The sequence below is a fragment of the Candidatus Pelagibacter sp. PS_41 genome (genome assembly GCF_059417725.1).
The window spans coordinates 952204-970669 of the sequence record NZ_CM182062.1 but is presented as its reverse complement, the minus strand read 5'-3'; the positions used below and the strand labels follow the sequence as shown (position 1 = coordinate 970669).

At 28.0% G+C, this 18466-nt stretch carries 17 protein-coding genes; 8 read left to right on the top strand and 9 right to left on the bottom strand.

The genetic code is table 11. The features are described from left to right. The first annotated feature begins 169 nt into the window (after positions 1-169). Entirely contained in the window at positions 170-2002 is a 1833-nt protein-coding gene (locus AC5SL8_RS05350) for a DEAD/DEAH box helicase (protein ID WP_494579486.1), read from the top strand. 198 nt (positions 2003-2200) lie between these two features. On the opposite strand, the gene groL is transcribed toward AC5SL8_RS05350, so the two are convergent. Both groL and groES read right to left on the bottom strand, forming a co-directional pair. Continuing rightward, complete coding sequence (groL, locus tag AC5SL8_RS05345; protein ID WP_494572955.1) at positions 2201-3865, bottom strand: chaperonin GroEL; 1665 nt, start codon at positions 3863-3865, stop codon at positions 2201-2203. 24 nt (positions 3866-3889) lie between these two features. Then, positions 3890-4180, bottom strand: coding sequence for a co-chaperone GroES (groES, locus tag AC5SL8_RS05340; RefSeq protein ID WP_006997749.1), 291 nt, complete (start codon positions 4178-4180; stop codon positions 3890-3892). Between the two features lie 123 nt (positions 4181-4303). On the opposite strand from groES, the gene AC5SL8_RS05335 reads away from it, so the two are divergent. From AC5SL8_RS05335 to AC5SL8_RS05310, 6 genes are read left to right on the top strand one after another with little or no spacing between them, the layout of a single operon-like run. Further along, on the top strand, positions 4304-5122 hold the full coding sequence (locus tag AC5SL8_RS05335; protein WP_494579484.1) for a TIGR01459 family HAD-type hydrolase: 819 nt from the start codon (positions 4304-4306) through the stop codon (positions 5120-5122). Between the two features lie 3 nt (positions 5123-5125). Next, positions 5126-6040 carry a riboflavin biosynthesis protein RibF gene (gene ribF / locus AC5SL8_RS05330; RefSeq protein WP_494579482.1) on the top strand — a complete coding sequence of 305 codons (915 nt, stop codon included), beginning with the start codon at positions 5126-5128 and terminating at the stop codon, positions 6038-6040. Position 6041: 1 nt separating this feature from the next. Then, positions 6042-8759, top strand: a complete 2718-nt coding sequence (ileS, locus tag AC5SL8_RS05325; RefSeq protein WP_494579481.1) for an isoleucine--tRNA ligase — start codon at positions 6042-6044, stop codon at positions 8757-8759. 2 nt (positions 8760-8761) lie between these two features. After that, on the top strand, positions 8762-9262 hold the full coding sequence (gene lspA / locus AC5SL8_RS05320) for a signal peptidase II (protein WP_494579479.1): 501 nt from the start codon (positions 8762-8764) through the stop codon (positions 9260-9262). Beyond that, entirely contained in the window at positions 9249-9566 is a 318-nt protein-coding gene (locus AC5SL8_RS05315; protein WP_494579478.1) for a DUF3035 domain-containing protein, read from the top strand. The genes lspA and AC5SL8_RS05315 overlap by 14 nt, the downstream gene beginning before the upstream one ends. Next, positions 9566-10723, top strand: a complete 1158-nt coding sequence (locus tag AC5SL8_RS05310) for a phosphoglucose isomerase-related protein (RefSeq protein ID WP_494579476.1) — start codon at positions 9566-9568, stop codon at positions 10721-10723. The genes AC5SL8_RS05315 and AC5SL8_RS05310 overlap by 1 nt, the downstream gene beginning before the upstream one ends. Here the strand turns inward: AC5SL8_RS05310 and rsmD are convergent. Further along, positions 10715-11281: a 16S rRNA (guanine(966)-N(2))-methyltransferase RsmD gene (gene rsmD, locus AC5SL8_RS05305; RefSeq protein WP_494579475.1), complete on the bottom strand. Its 567-nt coding sequence runs from the start codon at positions 11279-11281 to the stop codon at positions 10715-10717. The two genes, AC5SL8_RS05310 and rsmD, sit on opposite strands and share 9 nt — an antisense overlap. Beyond that, the gene (gene purD, locus AC5SL8_RS05300) at positions 11278-12543 is read right to left on the bottom strand and encodes a phosphoribosylamine--glycine ligase (RefSeq protein WP_494579473.1); all 1266 of its coding nucleotides are present in this window, start codon (positions 12541-12543) and stop codon (positions 11278-11280) included. The genes rsmD and purD overlap by 4 nt, the downstream gene beginning before the upstream one ends. 21 nt (positions 12544-12564) lie before the next feature. On the opposite strand from purD, the gene AC5SL8_RS05295 reads away from it, so the two are divergent. Further along, positions 12565-12753: a DUF2093 domain-containing protein gene (locus AC5SL8_RS05295; protein WP_494579472.1), complete on the top strand. Its 189-nt coding sequence runs from the start codon at positions 12565-12567 to the stop codon at positions 12751-12753. 13 nt (positions 12754-12766) lie between these two features. Here AC5SL8_RS05295 and AC5SL8_RS05290 read toward each other — a convergent pair whose 3' ends face one another. Genes AC5SL8_RS05290 through ubiA form a run of 5 tightly spaced genes read right to left on the bottom strand, consistent with a single transcriptional unit; the run spans position 12767 to position 18418 of the window. Continuing rightward, positions 12767-13627, bottom strand: coding sequence for a lysophospholipid acyltransferase family protein (locus AC5SL8_RS05290; protein WP_494579471.1), 861 nt, complete (start codon positions 13625-13627; stop codon positions 12767-12769). Then, entirely contained in the window at positions 13624-14565 is a 942-nt protein-coding gene (lpxK, locus tag AC5SL8_RS05285; RefSeq protein ID WP_494579470.1) for a tetraacyldisaccharide 4'-kinase, read from the bottom strand. Before lpxK ends, AC5SL8_RS05290 begins: the two co-directional genes overlap by 4 nt. Next, positions 14562-15812, bottom strand: a complete 1251-nt coding sequence (locus AC5SL8_RS05280; RefSeq protein ID WP_494579469.1) for a 3-deoxy-D-manno-octulosonic acid transferase — start codon at positions 15810-15812, stop codon at positions 14562-14564. Before AC5SL8_RS05280 ends, lpxK begins: the two co-directional genes overlap by 4 nt. Beyond that, positions 15812-17554 (bottom strand): ABC transporter ATP-binding protein, encoded by a 1743-nt coding sequence (locus AC5SL8_RS05275; RefSeq protein WP_494579467.1) that lies wholly within the window; start codon positions 17552-17554, stop codon positions 15812-15814. Before AC5SL8_RS05275 ends, AC5SL8_RS05280 begins: the two co-directional genes overlap by 1 nt. Then, positions 17555-18418 (bottom strand): 4-hydroxybenzoate octaprenyltransferase, encoded by an 864-nt coding sequence (gene ubiA, locus AC5SL8_RS05270; RefSeq protein WP_494579466.1) that lies wholly within the window; start codon positions 18416-18418, stop codon positions 17555-17557. Positions 18419-18466 lie beyond the last annotated feature (48 nt).

Sequence of the window (18466 nt, the reverse complement as noted above, 5' to 3'; positions counted from 1 at the left end):
AGTCATTTGAAAACTTAAAAAAAATCAATATTTACTCACTTAAATTAATTATTCTAAAAATTGACTTCTTGTGATTGTTATAAAAACGTATAGATATCCCTATATAAATTAGACGTATTAAAGGATTAAGAGCATATCTCCTTAAATTTTAAAAAATCTAAATACCTAAATGGAAAATTTTAAATTATTAAAAATAGAAGATTCGTTAAAGAATTCATTGGAAAAAATGAAATTTACGAAACCAACTCCAATTCAGGCAATGGCAATTCCTGTTGCTTTAGAGGGAAAAGATATTTTAGGAACAGCTCAAACAGGAACTGGAAAAACATTGGCATTCAGTATTCCTCTAATCAATAAATTAATATTAGATAAAAATGCATTTGCATTAGTTATGTGTCCAACTAGAGAGCTTGCAACTCAAGTAATGGCTGCAATAAAAAGTATTATTAGCGATAAAATTAATATTAAAACTGCCTTACTTATTGGTGGAGAGGCAATGCAAAAACAACTTAGACAACTAGGTAATAGATCAAGAATAATAGTTGGAACTCCTGGAAGAATTAATGACCATTTAAAAAGGAAAAGCTTAAATTTATCAGCTACCAAATATCTAGTATTAGATGAAACTGATAGAATGTTAGATATGGGTTTTACCCCTCAAATAGAATTAATTTTAAAATTTGTTCCAAAAGATCATCAAACTTTATTATTTTCTGCAACACTACCTCAGAATATTGTTAGAATTTCTGAAAGATATCTAAATAAGCCTGAAAGAATTTCAACAGGGTCAACATCAGTACCGATCGCAAAAATTAAGCAAGAAACTCTTCAGGTTTTTAAAGAAAATAAATACGATCAACTAGTAGACCAATTTATAGCAAGAAAAGGATCAATATTAGTTTTTGTTAAAACTAAAAGAGGTGCTGATAAAATGGTTAAGCGTCTTAAAGAAGAGGGTCATTCAGCTGATGCTATTCATGGAGATCTTCGTCAAAGTAAAAGAGACCGTGTAATTAATTCATTTAGAAAAGGTCTTAAAAGAATATTAATAGCAACTGATGTTGCTGCAAGAGGACTAGATATTCCTTTAATTCAGCACGTTATTAATTTTGATCTTCCACAAGTTCCAGAAGATTACGTTCACAGAATTGGAAGAACTGCTAGAGCTGGAACAGAAGGTTCTGCTTTAACTTTTTTAACACCTGATGATAGATCGATGTGGAATGAAATTAGTAAATTAATTGATCCAAATTTTAAACCCGCACCACGTGGTGCAAGAGGAGACTCAAGAGGAAAAAAAAGAGGAAAAGCTCCTTACAATAAAAAAAGAAAATTTAGAGAGGAAAAAAAATCTTTTAGCAAAGGAAGACCTGATAGATCATCAAGAGATGGGGAGAAAAAAAGTTTCGGTTACAAAGGAAAATCTAGTTTTGGTGACAAGTCAAAACCATCTGGTTACGGAAGACCTGATAGATCATCAAGAGATGGGGAGAAAAAAAGTTTCGGTTACAAAGGAAAATCTAGTTTTGGTGACAAGTCAAAACCATCTGGTTACGGAAGACCTGATAGATCATCAAGAGATGGGGAGAAAAAAAGTTTCGGTTACAAAGGAAAATCTAGTTTTGGTGACAAGTCAAAACCATCTGGTTACGGAAGACCTGATAGATCATCAAGAGATGGGGAGAAAAAAAGTTTCGGTTACAAAGGAAAATCTAGTTTTGGTGACAAGTCAAAACCATCTGGTTACGGAAGACCTGATAGATCATCAAGAGATGGGGAGAAAAAAAGTTTCGGTTACAAAGGAAAATCTAGTTTTGGTGACAAGTCAAAACCATCTGGTTTTACAAATAACCCAAAGTATTTTGGAAAAAAACCATCTGAAAGTTTAGGATCAAGCACAAAAAAGAAAGACTTTACTTTTAAAGGTAAAAAAAAGTTTAAGAGTAGAAGCGATAGACCTAAAAGTTTTACTTTTAAAAAACATAGTCAAAAAAGAACCTAATTTTAAGATTTTTTAGTCTTTTCTTTTTTTTGTTTTCTTTTCTCTTTCAAGCTTAATTTTGGCTTTTTCGCAGTACTTGAATCTTTAAATGATTTTCCGCTGTATCTTTTTGACATATCTTAATCTTATAACAGCTTAATAAAAAAAAAGGCCACCTAAAAAGATGGCCTTTTATAAATTTATTTAGAAAGAGTGGGATTACATGCCCATTCCACCCATACCACCCATGCCGCCCATTCCACCAGGCATTCCACCAGGCATTCCACCAGCACCAGAGTCTTTGTCGTCTGGTTTGTCAGCAATCATGGCTTCAGTAGTTACAAGTAATCCAGCAATCGAAGCCGCATCTTGTAAAGCTGTTCTTACAACTTTAACAGGATCAATGATACCTTTAGTAAACATATCAACGTACTCTTCGTTCTGAGCATCGTAACCCATATTCTTTTTATTCTGTTCAAGTAATTTTCCAACTACAACTGAACCATCTACTCCAGCATTTAAAGTTATTTGTCTAATTGGAGCCTGTAAAGCTTTAGCTACTAATGCAACACCAGCTTTTTGGTCATCACCCTTAACTTTAAGTGACTCTAGACTTTGTGAAGCGTATAAAAGGGCACAACCACCACCAACTACTATACCTTCTTCAGCAGCAGCTCTAGTTGCGTTAAGAGCATCTTCAACTCTATCTTTTCTTTCTTTAACTTCTACTTCAGTTGCACCACCAACTTTGATTACAGCAACTCCACCAGCAAGTTTAGCTAGTCTTTCTTGAAGTTTTTCTCTGTCGTAATCAGAAGTTGTTTCACCTACTTGTTGTTTGATTTGTGCACATCTAGCTTCAATTTCAGATTTCTTACCATTGCCGCTAATAATTGTACTGTTATCTTTATCAACTTTAACTCTCTTACAAGATCCAAGATCTGTAAGTTTAACGTTTTCAAGTTTAACACCAATATCTTCAGAGATAACCTGACCACCAGTTAAAATTGCAATATCATCAAGCATTGATTTTCTTCTATCACCAAAACCTGGAGCTTTAACAGCAACAACTTTTAAACCACCTCTAAGTTTATTTACAACAAGAGTAGCAAGAGCTTCGCCCTCAACATCTTCTGAAATAATCATTAGTGGTCTACCAGCTTGTACAACGGCTTCTAAAAGTGGAACCATTGGCTGTAAGTTAGTTAATTTCTTTTCATGCAATAGAATGAAAGGGTTTTCTAACTCTGTAGTCATTTTATCTGCATTTGTAATAAAGTATGGCGACAGATAACCTCTATCAAACTGCATACCTTCAACAACATCTAACTCAGTTTCAACTCCTTTAGCTTCTTCAACAGTGATTACTCCTTCATTGCCAACTTTCTGCATTGCTTTTGCAATCATGTTACCAATTTCTTTATCACCATTAGCTGAAATAGTTCCAACTTGAGCAATTTCATCAGTGTCTTTAACTTTTTTTGCTGAAGAAATTAAACTTGCTTTAACATGATCTACAGCTGCATCTATTCCTCTTTTAACATCCATCGGGTTCATGCCAGCAGTAACATATTTTACACCCTCTTTAATAATCGCTTGAGCTAAAATAGTTGCTGTAGTTGTTCCATCACCAGCTTCTTCATTTGTTTTGCTGGCAACTTCTTTAACCATTTGAGCACCCATGTTTTCAAATTTATCCTCTAGATCGATTTCTTTAGCAACAGAGACACCATCTTTAGTAATTCTTGGAGCACCATAAGATTTGTCGATAACAACATTTCTACCTTTTGGTCCAAGAGTAACTTTCACAGTATTTGCAAGGATATCAACACCTCTTATCATTGCCGCTCTTGCTTCAGAGTCGAATTTTATAATTTTAGCCATTTTTATTTTTCTCCTTTAATTTAATTATTTTCCCGAAATACCCATAATGTCAGATTCTTTCATTATGCTGTATTCTTTGCCATCTATTTTGATTTCAGTTCCTGACCATTTCCCAAAAAGAACTTTGTCACCAACTTTCACATCCATTGGAATTAATTTTCCATCTTCAGTTTTTGCACCACCACCAACAGCAATCACTTTACCCTCTTGAGGCTTTTCTTGAGCTGTATCAGGGATAATTATTCCTCCAGCAGTTTTTTCACTGCTGTCTAAGACTTCTATTAGAACTCTATCGTGTAACGGTTTAAATTTCATAAATTCTCCTTTTATTGTGCAACTCATATAGCTATTAGGCTAACTATTTCAAGGTTTGGTTAAAAAAATATGTGGGTCAAAAAACGAGAGAAATTGTGATTTTAATAAGCTATACCTCCCATTATGGCTAAGAATTTAGATAAAGAGGGATTGAGTTCAATTGTTGAGAATTATGATATTTTTTATATTGATTTATGGGGCGTAGTACATAATGGCATCACCCTTCATAAGGAAGCAATTAAAACGTTAGAGCAAATTACAAAATCAAAAAAAGATTACGTGCTTTTGACTAATGCACCAAGACCCAATAAGACGGTAAATTCATTTCTAGAAAAAATGGGCATGAATAAAGAAATAAGAAAAAAAGTTTATTCATCTGGAGAAGCATCGTTAAATTATTTAAAAAAAAATTTATTAGAAGATAAGTTTTATCATGTCGGTCCGCCAAGAGATTTTGATTTATTTTTAGATTTTAAAAAAAATAAGATATTAGAAATTGAAGAAAGCAAATATTTGCTTTGCACAGGTTTGTTTGAAGATCAGGGTGATAATTTAAATTTTTATAAAGAACTATTTAAAGATCAGATTAATAAAAAAATGATATGCACAAATCCTGACTTGATTGTAGATAGAGGTCACAAAAGGGAATTGTGTGCAGGATCAGTAGCATTAGTTTTTGAAAAATTGGGTGGTGAGGTTATATATTTTGGAAAACCATTTCCTGAGGTATATAATCAAGCAATTAATAATCAGGGAAAAAAAGTATTATCAATCGGTGATAATTTGAATACTGATATTAAAGGTGCAAATCTTTTAAATTATGATTCTTTAATTATAGCAAATGGTATTCATAAAGATGAAATTAAAAAAGAAGGTATAGATTTGGTTTCAAAGAAATATGAGGTTATTGTAAACTTCATCCAAACAGAATTAAAATGGTAAAATATGAAGCTATATAAAAATTTCAATGTTTCTAATAATCATAAAAATTCAATCATTTTGATTGGAAATTTTGATGGAGTTCATATGGGACATCAAAAATTATTTAAACAAGCTAATAATTATAAAAAAAAATTTAATTTAAAAATTGGGGTTTTAACTTTTGAGCCAATGCCCAAAATGTTTTTTAATAAAGGTTTTAAAAATTTTAGAATTTCAAACATTAATCAAAAAAATATAATTTTAGAAAATCTAGGGGTAGATTTTATTATAACTAAAAAATTTGATAAAAAATTTTCATTAATAAAATCTGATTTTTTTATAAAAGAAATTTTGTCAAAAAAATTGAAAGCAAAATATATATTCGTAAGTGATAACTTTAGGTTTGGCAATAAAAGAGAGGGTAACGTAAAGCAACTAATAAAAAATGAAAAAAAATATCACTACAAAATAGTCAAACCTCAACCATTAATTTTAAATAAAAAAGTTATCTCATCAACCTATATTCGATCTCTTTTAGAAAAAGGAGATTTAAAAAAAGCTAACAAGTTTTTAAGTAGAAATTGGTCAATTGAAGGAATAGTTCAAAAAGGAAGACAACAAGGAAAAAAAATTGGATTTCCAACATGCAACATAGATATAAAAAATTATGTCATTTCAATGCCGGGGGTTTATGCGGTTAATGTGAAGCAAAAAAATTCAAAAAAATCTCTTAAAGCTATAGCTAATCTGGGATATAGGCCAACTTTTAACCAAAAAAAAATATTATTAGAAGTTCATATTTTTAATTTTTCTGGAAATCTTTATAATAAGCACTTATCAGTGGAGTTCACAAAATTTATAAGAAAAGAAAAAAAGTTCAAAAAAGTTGATCAATTAAAAAAACAAATTCAAAGTGACTTAAAAGTTGCTAAAAGTTAAAATGAGTAAAGAACATATCAATTTACCAAAAACAGCTTTCTCAATGAAAGCGAATTTACAAAATAAAGAGCCTGAAATTTTAGAATATTGGAAAAAAATTGATCTCTATAAAGAGTTAAGAAAATCCAACAAAGGAAAAGAAAAATTTATTCTTCATGATGGACCGCCATATGCAAATGGCAATATTCATATGGGTACTGCTCTAAATAAAATATTAAAAGATATTATTGTTAAATTTCATCAAATGGATGGAAAAGACTCAGTATATGTTCCAGGTTGGGATTGTCATGGACTACCCATCGAATGGAAAATTGAAGAGCAATACAAAAAAAACAAAAAAAACAAAAATGAAGTTCCAATTACTGAATTTAGAAAAGAATGTAGAGAGTTTGCTGAAAAATGGATTGAAGTACACAAAACACAATTTAAAAGATTAGGCGTTGTTGGAGATTGGGATAACCATTATGCAACAATGAGTTTTGAAGCTGAAGCTCAAATTGTAAGAGAATTAGGAAAGTTTTTAAAAGAAGGAAGTTTATATAAAGGCTTTAAGCCTGTTCTTTGGTCAACTGTTGAAAAAACTGCATTGGCTGATGCTGAGGTAGAGTATCAAGATCATAAATCTGATACAATTTATACAGCCTTTCCAGTTGTAAAAACAAATTTAAAAGAACTAGAAGGAGCTCAAATTATAATTTGGACAACAACACCTTGGACCATACCAGCAAATAAGGCTTTAGCTTATAACGAGGCTCTCGATTATCTAATCATTCAATTAAATAATGAAGGTGATTTTAAAGGTAAAAAAATAGTGGTAGCAGAAGCCTTATTAGAGTCTGTTATTAAAGACTGTAATATTAATGACTATAAAGAACTAAAAAAAATTAAGGGAAGTGATTTTAAAGACACAATTTGTAGTCATCCTTTTTTAGCACTTGGTTATAACTATGATGTTCCAATGCTTGAGGCTAGATTTGTTACAACAGAACAAGGAACAGGAATTGTACACTGTGCGCCAAGTCATGGACCAGACGATTTTAATCTTTGTTTAAATCATGGAATTAAAGCAATAGAGACTGTCGATGGCGATGGAAAATATACTAAGAACCTACCTTTATTTGATGGTATTCACATTTTTAAAGCTAACCCAATTGTAATTGAAAAGTTAAAAGCAGAAAAAAAATTGTTATCTAGTGGAGAATTAATTCATTCATATCCACATTCATGGAGATCGAAAGCACCTCTTGTTCATAGAGCAACTCCTCAATGGTTTATCTCAATGGAAAGCCATGGACTTAGAAAGAAAGCATTAAAAGCTTTAGATGACACTACTTTTTATCCAGATAAAGGAAGAGAGCGGATAAAAGCAATGATTGAGACAAGGCCAGATTGGTGTGTATCAAGACAAAGAGTATGGGGAGTGCCTCTACCAATATTTATTCATAAAACCACCAAAGAAGTTTTGGTTGATGATGAAGTAAACGAAAATATTGCAAGCATCTATGAAAAAGAAGGTTCTGACTGTTGGTTTTCAGACAACCCACAAAGATTTTTGGGCAAAAAGTATAAGGCAGAAGATTATGATAAGATGAGTGATATTGTTGAGGTTTGGTTTGATAGTGGCTGCACCCACTCATTTGTTTTAGAAAAAAGAGAAGATTTGCAATGGCCCGCTTCAATGTATCTTGAAGGTTCTGATCAACATAGGGGTTGGTTTCATTCATCATTATTAGAGTCTTGTGGAACTAGAGGTAGAGCTCCTTATGAAGCTATTTTATCACATGGATTCGTAGTCGATGGCAAGGGACTTAAAATGTCTAAATCTTTAGGAAATGTAATTGCACCTGAAGATATATTAAAAAAATATGGTGCAGATATTTTAAGAATTTGGGTTGCGTCATCAAATTATGCAGAAGATTTAAGAATAGATTATTCAATTTTAGAACAACACGCAGACTCTTATAGAAAAATTAGAAATACCTTTAGATATTTATTAGGAAATTTAAATGATAATTTTAAAAAAGTAGATTTAGAAAAATTAGATTTGAATCAATTGCCAGAATTAGAGCAATACATCCTTCATAGAGTTTTTGAATTAAATAAAAACTTTAATAATTATTTTAAATCATATGATTTTCATAATCTTTACAAAGAACTATTGAATTTTTGTACTGTAGATTTATCTGCATTTTATTTTGATATCAGAAAAGATGCTTTATATTGTGATAGCAAAGACTCAGATAGAAGAAAAAGTTGTATTCTAGTTTTAAATATATTGCTTGAGTCTTTAAGCAAATGGTTTGCGCCAATTTTATCATTTACAACTGAAGAAATTTTCAAATTAATTAATAAAGATGAAAAAAGCATTCATCTTGAAAAATTCATGAAATTTCCAAAATTTTTTGAAAACGATCAATTAAATAAAAAGTGGATTGAATTAAAGAAAATAAGAGATGTTTGTAATGTTAGCATTGAAACAAAAAGAGCAAGTAAAGAAATAGGCTCAAGTTTAGAAGCAAATCTTGTAATAAGTCTTAATAAAAACCTGAAGGAATTAACAAAGGATATTGACATGTCTGAACTTTGTATAACCTCAGCAGTAGAAATTATTGAAAGCACAAACAATGACACAACTGTACAAACCAAAAAAGCAGTAGGAGAAAAATGTGTTGTTTGCTGGAAAATTATTAAAAATGGCTGTCTTAGACATAAAAATTAAAAATGATGCAAGTCAATAAAAAGAAACTATTTTATTGTGGAATAATAATTTTAACTATTTTTTTGCTAGATAGGTTTACAAAATTATATGTTTTAAGCTTAGCCGAAATACACAATCATGTAGATATTTTTATAACATCTTTTTTCAACATATATCTAGTTTGGAATAAAGGAATAGCATTTGGATTGTTAAACTTTGAGCAAAGCCAAATATATAACTTAATTACAGGATTGATTGTAATAATTTCCATTGTTATTTTATTCATCATTATAAAAACAAAAGATATGAGGGTTTACTTTTTTTCCTTTATATTTGGAGGTGCAATTAGCAACTTATTTGATAGGTTATATTACTCTGCAGTACCAGATTTCATTGACTTTCATGTAAATAATTTTCATTGGTTTATTTTTAATGTGGCAGATATTTTTATTTCTTTTGGGGTAATTTGCCTTATTTTAGTAGAAATAATTTTAGATAAACATTTAAAAAATGAAAATAAATAATATAATTTTAATTCTTTTAGTTGCACTAGTTGGACTTTCTTGTCAGTCAATCAAAGATGGACTTAGTGGTAGAAAATCTGAAAATAGTGATGAGTTTTTGGTTCAAAAAAAAAGTCCACTAGTTTTACCACCAAAATTTTTAGAGCTACCACAACCAAAAGATAAAGATGAAGAAAATATACAATTAGAGGAAGAGATAGATATAGAAAAAATTTTAAGCATTAAAAGTCAAACTATTAGTGAAACAAATAAATCAAATAAAACGGCAGAGGATTTTGTATTAAAAAATATTAAGAATAATTAATGCTAACTAAGAATATTAATTTTAAAAATTTTAAAAAATTCAAAAAAAACAAGAAAGTTAAAAATCTTTTTAAGAAACTATTAAAAAATCAGCCTTCATTTTTAGAAACATTAAAACCAAATTATAAATATAGTTATTCAAAAAAAACACTTGTTAAGTATAAAAAATTTTCCAATATAAGAATTATTGGTATGGGAGGATCAATACTTGGTTCAGAAGCAATTCATAGTTTTCTAAAAAAAAAAATTAAAAAAAATTTTTATTTTGTAAATGATTTAAAAAATAGTGAAAATTATTTAAAAAATAAAAAAATTAATTTAAATTTAATTATATCCAAATCTGGAAACACTTTAGAAACAATAGTAAATTCAAATACATTAATAAAAAATAAAGATCACAATATCATAATTACCGAGGATAAAAAAAGTTACCTAACTAACCTGGTGGGGCAATTAAAATCTGAAATATTTGAACATAAGAATTATATAGGTGGAAGATATTCCGTACTGTCAGAGGTTGGAATGCTGCCTGCAGAATTAATGAATTTAAATGAAAATAAATTTAAACAGTTTAATAATATTATTAAAAATAAAATTTTCATTAATAATCTCATTAATAACGTAGTAGCAACCTTGCATTTTATTAATAATGGTAAGTTTGCGTCTATAATTTTGAATTATGATGAACAATCAGAAAATTTATTTAAATGGTACCAACAGTTAATAGCTGAAAGTTTAGGTAAAAAATCGAAAGGGCTGTTGCCTGTTGTATCGTCTATGCCAAAAGACAATCATAGTCTAATGCAACTTTATTTAGATGGTCCCAAAAAAAGTTTTTATACTTTTTTTAATACTTTAGATAACAAAGATGTAAAAATAGATAATAATAATATTTTATCTAGCCATAGATATTTAAAAAATCAATCAATACAAAAAATTAAACACTCCCAAATGCTTGCTAGTGAAAAAGTTTTTAATAAAAGAAAAATTCCATTTAGAAGTTTTAAAGTTTTAAAACGAGATGAAAAATCACTAGGTGAACTTTTCTGTTTTTTTATTTTGGAAACAATTTTATTAGGAAGATCTTTAAACGTTAATCCTTTTGATCAACCTTCTGTTGAATTAATAAAAAAAGAAACAAAAAAAATATTAATCTAATTTATTACCAAAGATAATTTTTGAAATACCATAAATTTTACTTATTATGATTTTGAACTCTTTGGGAAATAAGTCTTTTTCCTTTTTATGCCTATGAATTATTATTACCCCATTTTCTTTTAATAAATTTAATTTGATGATTTTATTCAGAATATCGGGCACTTTTTTTTCTTTATAAGGAGGATCCATAAATATTATATCATATTTTTTGTTTAAATATTTAAACGTATTTTCTAAAAAAATATTTTTTTCAATAACTTCTGAAAAATTTTGTTGCTTCATGCTACTTATGTTTTCTTTTAAAATAATTAATGCTTCTTTATAATTCTCAAAAAAAGTAACTGATTGAGCTCCTCTAGATAAACACTCGAGACCAAATGAGCCCACACCAGCAAATAAATCAAGTACATTTGCATTTTCAAGTTTACAATCTAATAACTTTGAATGTTTAATTAAATTGAAAATTGACTCTTTAGTTAAATCCTTAAGAGGTCTTGTTAATTCATTTTTAGGGGATAAAATTTTTTTACCTTTGAGGTTACCTGAAATAATTCTCATTCATTAATTACTTTATATCCAATATCTTTCCTAAAAAAACCACTGTTCCAATTTAGTGCTTTAATATGACTGTATATTCTATTTCTACTTTCCTTAAAGCTAGAAGATAAACTTACAAAGTTCATAACTCTACCACCGTTAGAATATATTTTATCATTAATTTTTTTTGTGCCTGCATGATAAATAAAGTCTCCCTTATTTAAATTAAGTTTATCAAAATTTTTAATCAATATGTTTTTATTATACTCATTAGGATAACCTTTTGAGCAAAGCACAATACATAAACTTTTCTGGTCATGCCATTCTATTTTCAAACTACTTAAGTTTTCATTACAGCATGCTTCTATAATTTCTAAAAAATCTGTTTTCAATTTTGGTAAAATAGTTTGGCACTCAGGATCTCCCATTCTAACATTATATTCTATTAAAAATGGTTCTCCATCAACTATCATCAATCCTGCATACAAAAATCCTTTGTAATTAGAACCCATGTCTTTTAATGCATTAATTGTTGGCTTTATTATTTTTGTTAAAATTTTTTTTTCAAGTTTTTCATTAATTAATCGTGATGGAGAATAAGCCCCCATGCCTCCAGTATTGCTCCCTTTGTCGCCTTCAAGTACTCTTTTATGATCTTGTGCTGTTTCAAAATTTTTAATTTCCTTACCATCACTAATTACAAAAAAACTCATTTCTTCACCCTTGAGAAATTCTTCAATTAGTAAGTTTTTAGCTACTCCAAATTTTCCATTAAATATTTCTTCAATAGCAATATTGCCTTCACTCTTATTTTCACAAATATAAACACCTTTCCCAGATGCAAGCCCGTCTGCTTTAATTACAATTGGAAATGAGGTTTTATTTAAAAATGTAATAGCCTCACTAGAATTTTTAAAAACACCAAACTTAGCAGTAGGAATTTTATAAGTTTCACAGATTTTTTTGGTAAATATCTTAGAGCCCTCAAGCTGAGATGATATTCTGTCAGGACCGAAAATATTTATTTTTGTGTTCTTGAAAAAATCAACTATTCCATCAACTAATGGTTTTTCAGGACCAACTATAATTAATTTTATTTTATTAGAAAGTGAAAATTCTTTAATTCTAATAAAATCAGAAATATCTATTTCAATATTTTCTGCTAGTTCAGATGTGCCAGCATTTCCTGGAAAACAATAAATTTTGTTTACTTTTGAGGATCTTTTAATTTCTTTACATATTGCATGTTCTCTTCCACCGCTTCCAATTATTCCAACATTCATGTAAGAATATATAAACTAAAAATGAATAAAAAATTAGCTAAAATAAGATATTTACCAAATAATTTTGAAGTTATTGAAGAGGGAGATCATGTAATTTGTGCAGTATCTGGCAAGAAGATTGATCTAAATACTTTGAATTATTGGAATGTGGATTTGCAAGAACCATATTATTCTTACGTTGAGGCAGCAAAAAAAAGAGAAAGTGAATAACTTTAAAGAACTCTTATTTCCATCGATTATGAGACCAAATCCATTGTTCGGGATTTTTTAAAATCATTTTTTCTAACAAACCGTTTAAGTTTAAAGTTATCGACTCAATTGTTTCATCACCTGAAAAATTTATTGGCTCATGTATAGTAATTTGGAAATTTGTGCCCTGTATTCTTTCAATATAAACAGGGATTATTTTGCATTTAAATTTTTTAACAAATTGTGCAGGAATAGTAGTTGTAAAACATTCATCATTAAATAATTTAGCCTTAATACCTTGAGAAACTCTTTGATCAATCATGAGCGCTATAGAAGTTTTTTGTTTGAAAAAACTAAGCAATTTTTTAGTACCTGAAATTCCTTTTTTGATTTGATTTTTACAAATATATTTTTTTCTAACCCTCTCCATTATATAGTTAAGAAATTTATTATTAAGTGGTCTATAAATTGCTGCGAGGTTAATTCCTGATTTTTCAATATGTAGAGCCATCAATTCAAAGTTATTGAAATGTCCTGAAACAAATATAACAGGCTCATTATCTTTCTTAATTTTTTCAAGCACATCTTGACCTTTAACTTTTATATTATTATTAAATTTGGGCCCTCTAAAATTTTTTATAAAAACGTATTCAGCAAGTATTCTTCCATAATTTCCCCACATCTTTTTTGAAATTTTATCTAATTCCTCAGGACTTAAATGTGGAAGTGCTTTAAGAATATTTGATTTAATTAAATTTTTAGATCTAAAAAAAGGTCCAAAACTTGATGCAATTTTATTAGAGATAAATGAAGCAATTTTAAGCCCCAAAATTCTAAATAAAAGAAGAAGTGTTATTATAATTATAAATTGAAAAAAATATTTTATTAATTTCATATATATTTTTTTAAATGATTTATTAGCCTATCTTCATTCCTGATATCTAGCTCTACTTTTAAATATTTAATATCATTGCTATCGATTGATTTAATCTTAATATAATCTTTTTCAGTAGTTAATATCTTTAAGTTAAGTTTTCTCGCCTGATATTTTATTTGGTCAATATCCTTATGAGTATAATTATAATGATCAGGAAAAATCATTTCTTTTGCTATCTTAATATTATTATTGATTAATGTTTGTTTAAAACTATCAGGATTACCTATGCCTGAAAAAACAATATATTCATCGTTAATATTAAATTCTTTAATATTTATAGCTTTATAGTTGGTCTCAAATATTTCAATATTAGCATTATAACTTTTTAATAGTAACTTTAGTTTAGAGTTATCTACCTCATTTCCATTAATAAAAGCCATGTCGTACTTTAAAATACTATTTATTTTTTCTCTTAGAGGTCCAGCAGGAATTAAAAAACCATTTCCAATTAATTTTAAGTCATTGAAGCAAACAATCTTTAGATCGTAATTTATTGAGCTATCTTGTAGACCATCATCAAAAATTGCCACATCTTTGTTTTCTAGAATTGCTTTATTAAGTCCATCAATTCTATTTTTTTCACAGTAAAGTATAGTTTTTTCAGATAGCATTTTTTGCTCATCATAATGGCTTTTGTAAAACTTTTTTATAGTGCAAGCATTAATGTCAAGTTTTTTTAAAATTTGATAAATTTTTATTGTCAATGGTGTTTTTGCTGTGCCACCTACATATATATTTCCTACACAAATTTTTTTAGGCTTATGATCTTCTTTTTTATCTTTTTTTTTATTTAAGAAAAAATTATTTAAAATTAGAGGAAAAGTTAGTGGCAACAAAATATAAGACATTAAATTTGGACGTTGATAGTCCCAAAATTTTGGTTTTTTAAATTTCATTTTTTCTTTATATGAAAGTTTATCTCATTTAAGGTTGAGTATAAAATTTTAGAACTAAGATTTTTTATTTTTAATTGAAGTTTTTTAGAGTTGTTTTTATTGTTCAGTATCTTGCTAACTTTAAGAGTTAATTGATTGGGGGTGGTAACTTTATGTGATGCTCCATTAACTTTTAAAAGGTTATAAATTTCTTTAAAATTCCATATATTTGGACCATGTAATATTTGGCACCCATACTTTGCTGCCTCCAAAGGATTTTGCCCTCCATGTTTAATAATTGAGCCTCCTAAAAAAACAGTTTTACTAATCTTAAAAAAGGATTGGGTTTGTCCAAAAGTATTTACTAGGTATATATCTGTTTTTTTATCAATCTTTTTTTTAGAGTCGTGCAAGTGAATTTTTAAATTCATTTCCTTTATATCTTGGAGAATTTTTTTAACTCTATGAATATGTCTTGGTATTATAATTGTTAATAAGTTTTTATACTTAACTTTAAGTTTTTTATGTGTATTTGCACATATCTTTTCTTCAATTCCATGTGTACTGGATGCACACCATATCTTTTTTGTTAAAAAGAACTTATTTAAATTATTACCTAATTCATTTGTAGTTTGTTTGCTTTGAGTAAATTTTAAATTACCAAAATACGAAATTTTTTTTGCCCCAAGTAATCTTAAATAATTCTTAGACGCCAAGCTTGATGATATGCACATGTCAAAATTTTGAAATATCGTTTTAGCAGAGGAAGAAAAAAATTTCCATTTCTTAAAAGATTTCTCAGTTATTCTTGCGTTAATTAACATTAATGATATTGATTTTTTTTTTATATTTGTAAGCATATTTGGCCATATTTCAGAATCTATAAATATTGCAATAGACGGATCCCAATATTCTAAAAATTTGTAAGTATTATAGTTTGTATCTATTGGAAAAAATTGATGGATAGTTTTTTTTAATTTTAATTTTGATAAAATCTTAGAGGAACTTAGAGTGTTTGAAGTTACTAAAATTTGTTTTATTTTATTATTTTTTTCTAGTTTTTCTATTAGAGGAACCACACTTAAGATTTCCCCAACACTTGCACCATGAAACCATATTAAATTTCCTTTAGTCTTTTTTTTTGAAAAAAAACCTAGCTTTTCTCTAAATCTTGATGGATCTTCTTTTTTTTGTAATAATCTTATTATTACAATTAAAGGTGATAAAATAAAAATTAAATTTATTAGAATCCTATAAAAAAAAAACATTAAATTTTCTTAATTTGTTTTTCGTAGAAGTTTTTATAAACCTTTGAGTTTGCCAGCAGTTGTTCATGATTTCCTTCATCAACAACTCTCCCTGAGTCAATTACATAAATTTTATCTGAATTTAAAATTGTTGATAATCTGTGGGCTATCACTATTGTTGTTCTATCTTTAGTTAAGAAATTTATAGCATCTTGAATTTTATTTTCTGTTTCTGCATCTAGTGATGATGTGGCTTCATCCAATAAAATAATTTGACTTTTTTTCAGCATTGCTCTTGCTATTGAAAGTCTTTGTTTTTCTCCACCAGATAATCTAGTTCCATTTTCGCCAATAATAGTTTCATACTTATTTGGAAGTTTTTCTATAAATTCACTTGCAAAAGAATATTTTGCTGCTTCCTCAATTTCTTTTTGACTTGCATTTAGGTTTGCATAAGCAATATTATTTCTAATTGTATCATCAAATAAAGTAGTATCTTGACTAACTAGTGAAATATTTTTTCTTAAAGATTGTATGGTACATTTATAGATAGATTGATTATCTATCTGTATATCTCCTGAAATTGCATCATAGAACCTTGGAATTAAATTTAAAATTGTTGATTTACCAGCCCCACTATGACCAACAATTGAAGTCATTTTTCCACCTAGCATTTTTATACTTACTGAATTTAAGGTTCTGATTTCTTTTTCTTTTTCATACTTAAAAGATACATTTTTAAATTCAATATTGCCTGTATCAACTTTTATTTCAGAGCTATCTTTGTTTTGAAGAAGTTCAGATTTTTCGTCAATAACAGGCAAAATTCTTTTTGCAGCTGAAAGTCCTTGGCTAATTGTTATATTCAATGTAGCAAGTGATCTAACCGGTTGATATGCTAGCATCATAGCTGCAAGAAAAGAGAAAAAATTATTTATATCAATCTCATTCTTTAAAACTAACTTTCCAGAGTAAAAAATTAAAACTGCTATCATAATACCTGTTAAGGTTTCCATTATTGGTGATGATCTAACGTAGACAGTTGCAATTTTTACACTTTTTTCTTTAACATCATTTATGAATCTTTCTGCTCTTATTTTTTCATATTTTTCCTGTTGAAATATTTTAATAAGTTTATGATTTTTAAAAAGTTCAATTAAATATGTATTAAGAATTCCAGCTCTTAACATTTGTTCTGTTGCAACCTTACCTATTCTTTTACCTAAGGTTCTTGCTGCAAAAGTTGCTAAAGGTATCATTATAATTGCCACCAAAGAAAGCTTCCAATTTTGAAAAAACATTACAATCAATAATCCGATTAAAGTTAAACTATCTTTAAAAATATTTAAAACTGCAGTGCTGATTAAGTTGGTAATATGACTTACATCATTAGTTATATTGGATATAAATTTTCCAGTATGCTTTCCATCAATTAATTTTGTGTCGGCCTCAACCAAGTTATTTAACATGTCACATTGAAGGTCTTTTCTTACCTCTTCTGAAACACCTATCATAAGAACTTTTGCTACATACAGTGAAAAGCCCTTTATTGCAAAAGCAGCAATAATGAAAATTGGAATGATTATTATTAAAGCTTGATCTTTTTCAATAAATATTTTTTTTATTGCTGGATCTAAAAGATAGGCAATGGCTGAAGTACTGCCAGCCACAAGTAAGGCAAAAAATACAGACAATATTATTTTATTAATATGTTTTTTTGTATAATCAAAAAAAAGTCTTTTTATAATATCAATTTTATTCATTTAAAGTTTTCCAATCAAAATATTACATAAAACTATAGCGCCAAAAAAATTATTACTTTTAAAAATTTTCAAACAAGTTTTTGGATCTTGATAATTAAAATTATAGATTTGAAAAAAAAATAAATGTGCAGCTGAGATAAGAATAAAAAAATAAGACATTGAATTAAGCTTCATAATAAAACTTACTAAAATTAAAGAAATTAAAAAGAGCAAATAACATGTTGTTAAAAATAATTTTGGTTTTTTTTTAAATTTTATTGAAGTTGATTTTACACCTATAATTTCATCATCTTTAATATCTTGAAACCCATAAATCGTGTCATATCCCAGTGTCCAAAATATGGCTCCAATATAAAATATAATAGCTACAGCGTTTATTTCCCCTTGTATTGCTGTCCATCCAAGAACCAAACCATAATTGAATGTTATTCCTAAAAATAGTTGAGGCCAATAAGTAAACCTTTTCATCAATGGATAAGTAAATGCTAAAGGCATAGAACTAAGGGCTAGAATAATTGTTAAATTATTAAAATTAATTAAAACTAAAAAAGCAATCGAACATAAAATAATAGTATAGAGCAATCCCAATTTAACAGAGATATTACCTGAAGCGATCGGTCTATTTTTAGTTCTCTCTACTTTTTTATCAAATTCTTTATCAGAAATATCATTTACAATGCAGCCTGCAGAACGCATTAGAACTGATCCCATAAAAAATAAAAATAAATAAAAAAAATAATTATGGAGTGAATTTGAAAAATCATAGGCAAGTGTTAAACCCCATGCACAAGGCCAAAATAATAGCATAAAGCCAATAGGCTTTTTTAATCTAGTTAATTCGATAAAGAGATTTAATTGCTTCATAATATTTTACTTGTAAATAACAAAGGCTAGTTTCATAATCAAATTGAT

Coding starts and splice junctions, on each gene's coding strand:
- ribF (WP_494579482.1), top strand. CDS start 5,126: ATGAAGCTATATAAAAATTTCAATGTTTCTAATAATCATAAAAATTCA.
- ubiA (WP_494579466.1), bottom strand. CDS start 18,418: ATGAAGCAATTAAATCTCTTTATCGAATTAACTAGATTAAAAAAGCCT.
- AC5SL8_RS05310 (WP_494579476.1), top strand. CDS start 9,566: ATGCTAACTAAGAATATTAATTTTAAAAATTTTAAAAAATTCAAAAAA.
- ileS (WP_494579481.1), top strand. CDS start 6,042: ATGAGTAAAGAACATATCAATTTACCAAAAACAGCTTTCTCAATGAAA.
- AC5SL8_RS05295 (WP_494579472.1), top strand. CDS start 12,565: ATGAATAAAAAATTAGCTAAAATAAGATATTTACCAAATAATTTTGAA.
- AC5SL8_RS05290 (WP_494579471.1), bottom strand. CDS start 13,627: ATGAAATTAATAAAATATTTTTTTCAATTTATAATTATAATAACACTT.
- lspA (WP_494579479.1), top strand. CDS start 8,762: ATGATGCAAGTCAATAAAAAGAAACTATTTTATTGTGGAATAATAATT.
- groL (WP_494572955.1), bottom strand. CDS start 3,865: ATGGCTAAAATTATAAAATTCGACTCTGAAGCAAGAGCGGCAATGATA.
- AC5SL8_RS05350 (WP_494579486.1), top strand. CDS start 170: ATGGAAAATTTTAAATTATTAAAAATAGAAGATTCGTTAAAGAATTCA.
- AC5SL8_RS05275 (WP_494579467.1), bottom strand. CDS start 17,554: ATGAATAAAATTGATATTATAAAAAGACTTTTTTTTGATTATACAAAA.
- AC5SL8_RS05315 (WP_494579478.1), top strand. CDS start 9,249: ATGAAAATAAATAATATAATTTTAATTCTTTTAGTTGCACTAGTTGGA.
- rsmD (WP_494579475.1), bottom strand. CDS start 11,281: ATGAGAATTATTTCAGGTAACCTCAAAGGTAAAAAAATTTTATCCCCT.
- purD (WP_494579473.1), bottom strand. CDS start 12,543: ATGAATGTTGGAATAATTGGAAGCGGTGGAAGAGAACATGCAATATGT.
- groES (WP_006997749.1), bottom strand. CDS start 4,180: ATGAAATTTAAACCGTTACACGATAGAGTTCTAATAGAAGTCTTAGAC.
- AC5SL8_RS05335 (WP_494579484.1), top strand. CDS start 4,304: ATGGCTAAGAATTTAGATAAAGAGGGATTGAGTTCAATTGTTGAGAAT.
- AC5SL8_RS05280 (WP_494579469.1), bottom strand. CDS start 15,812: ATGTTTTTTTTTTATAGGATTCTAATAAATTTAATTTTTATTTTATCA.
- lpxK (WP_494579470.1), bottom strand. CDS start 14,565: ATGAAATTTAAAAAACCAAAATTTTGGGACTATCAACGTCCAAATTTA.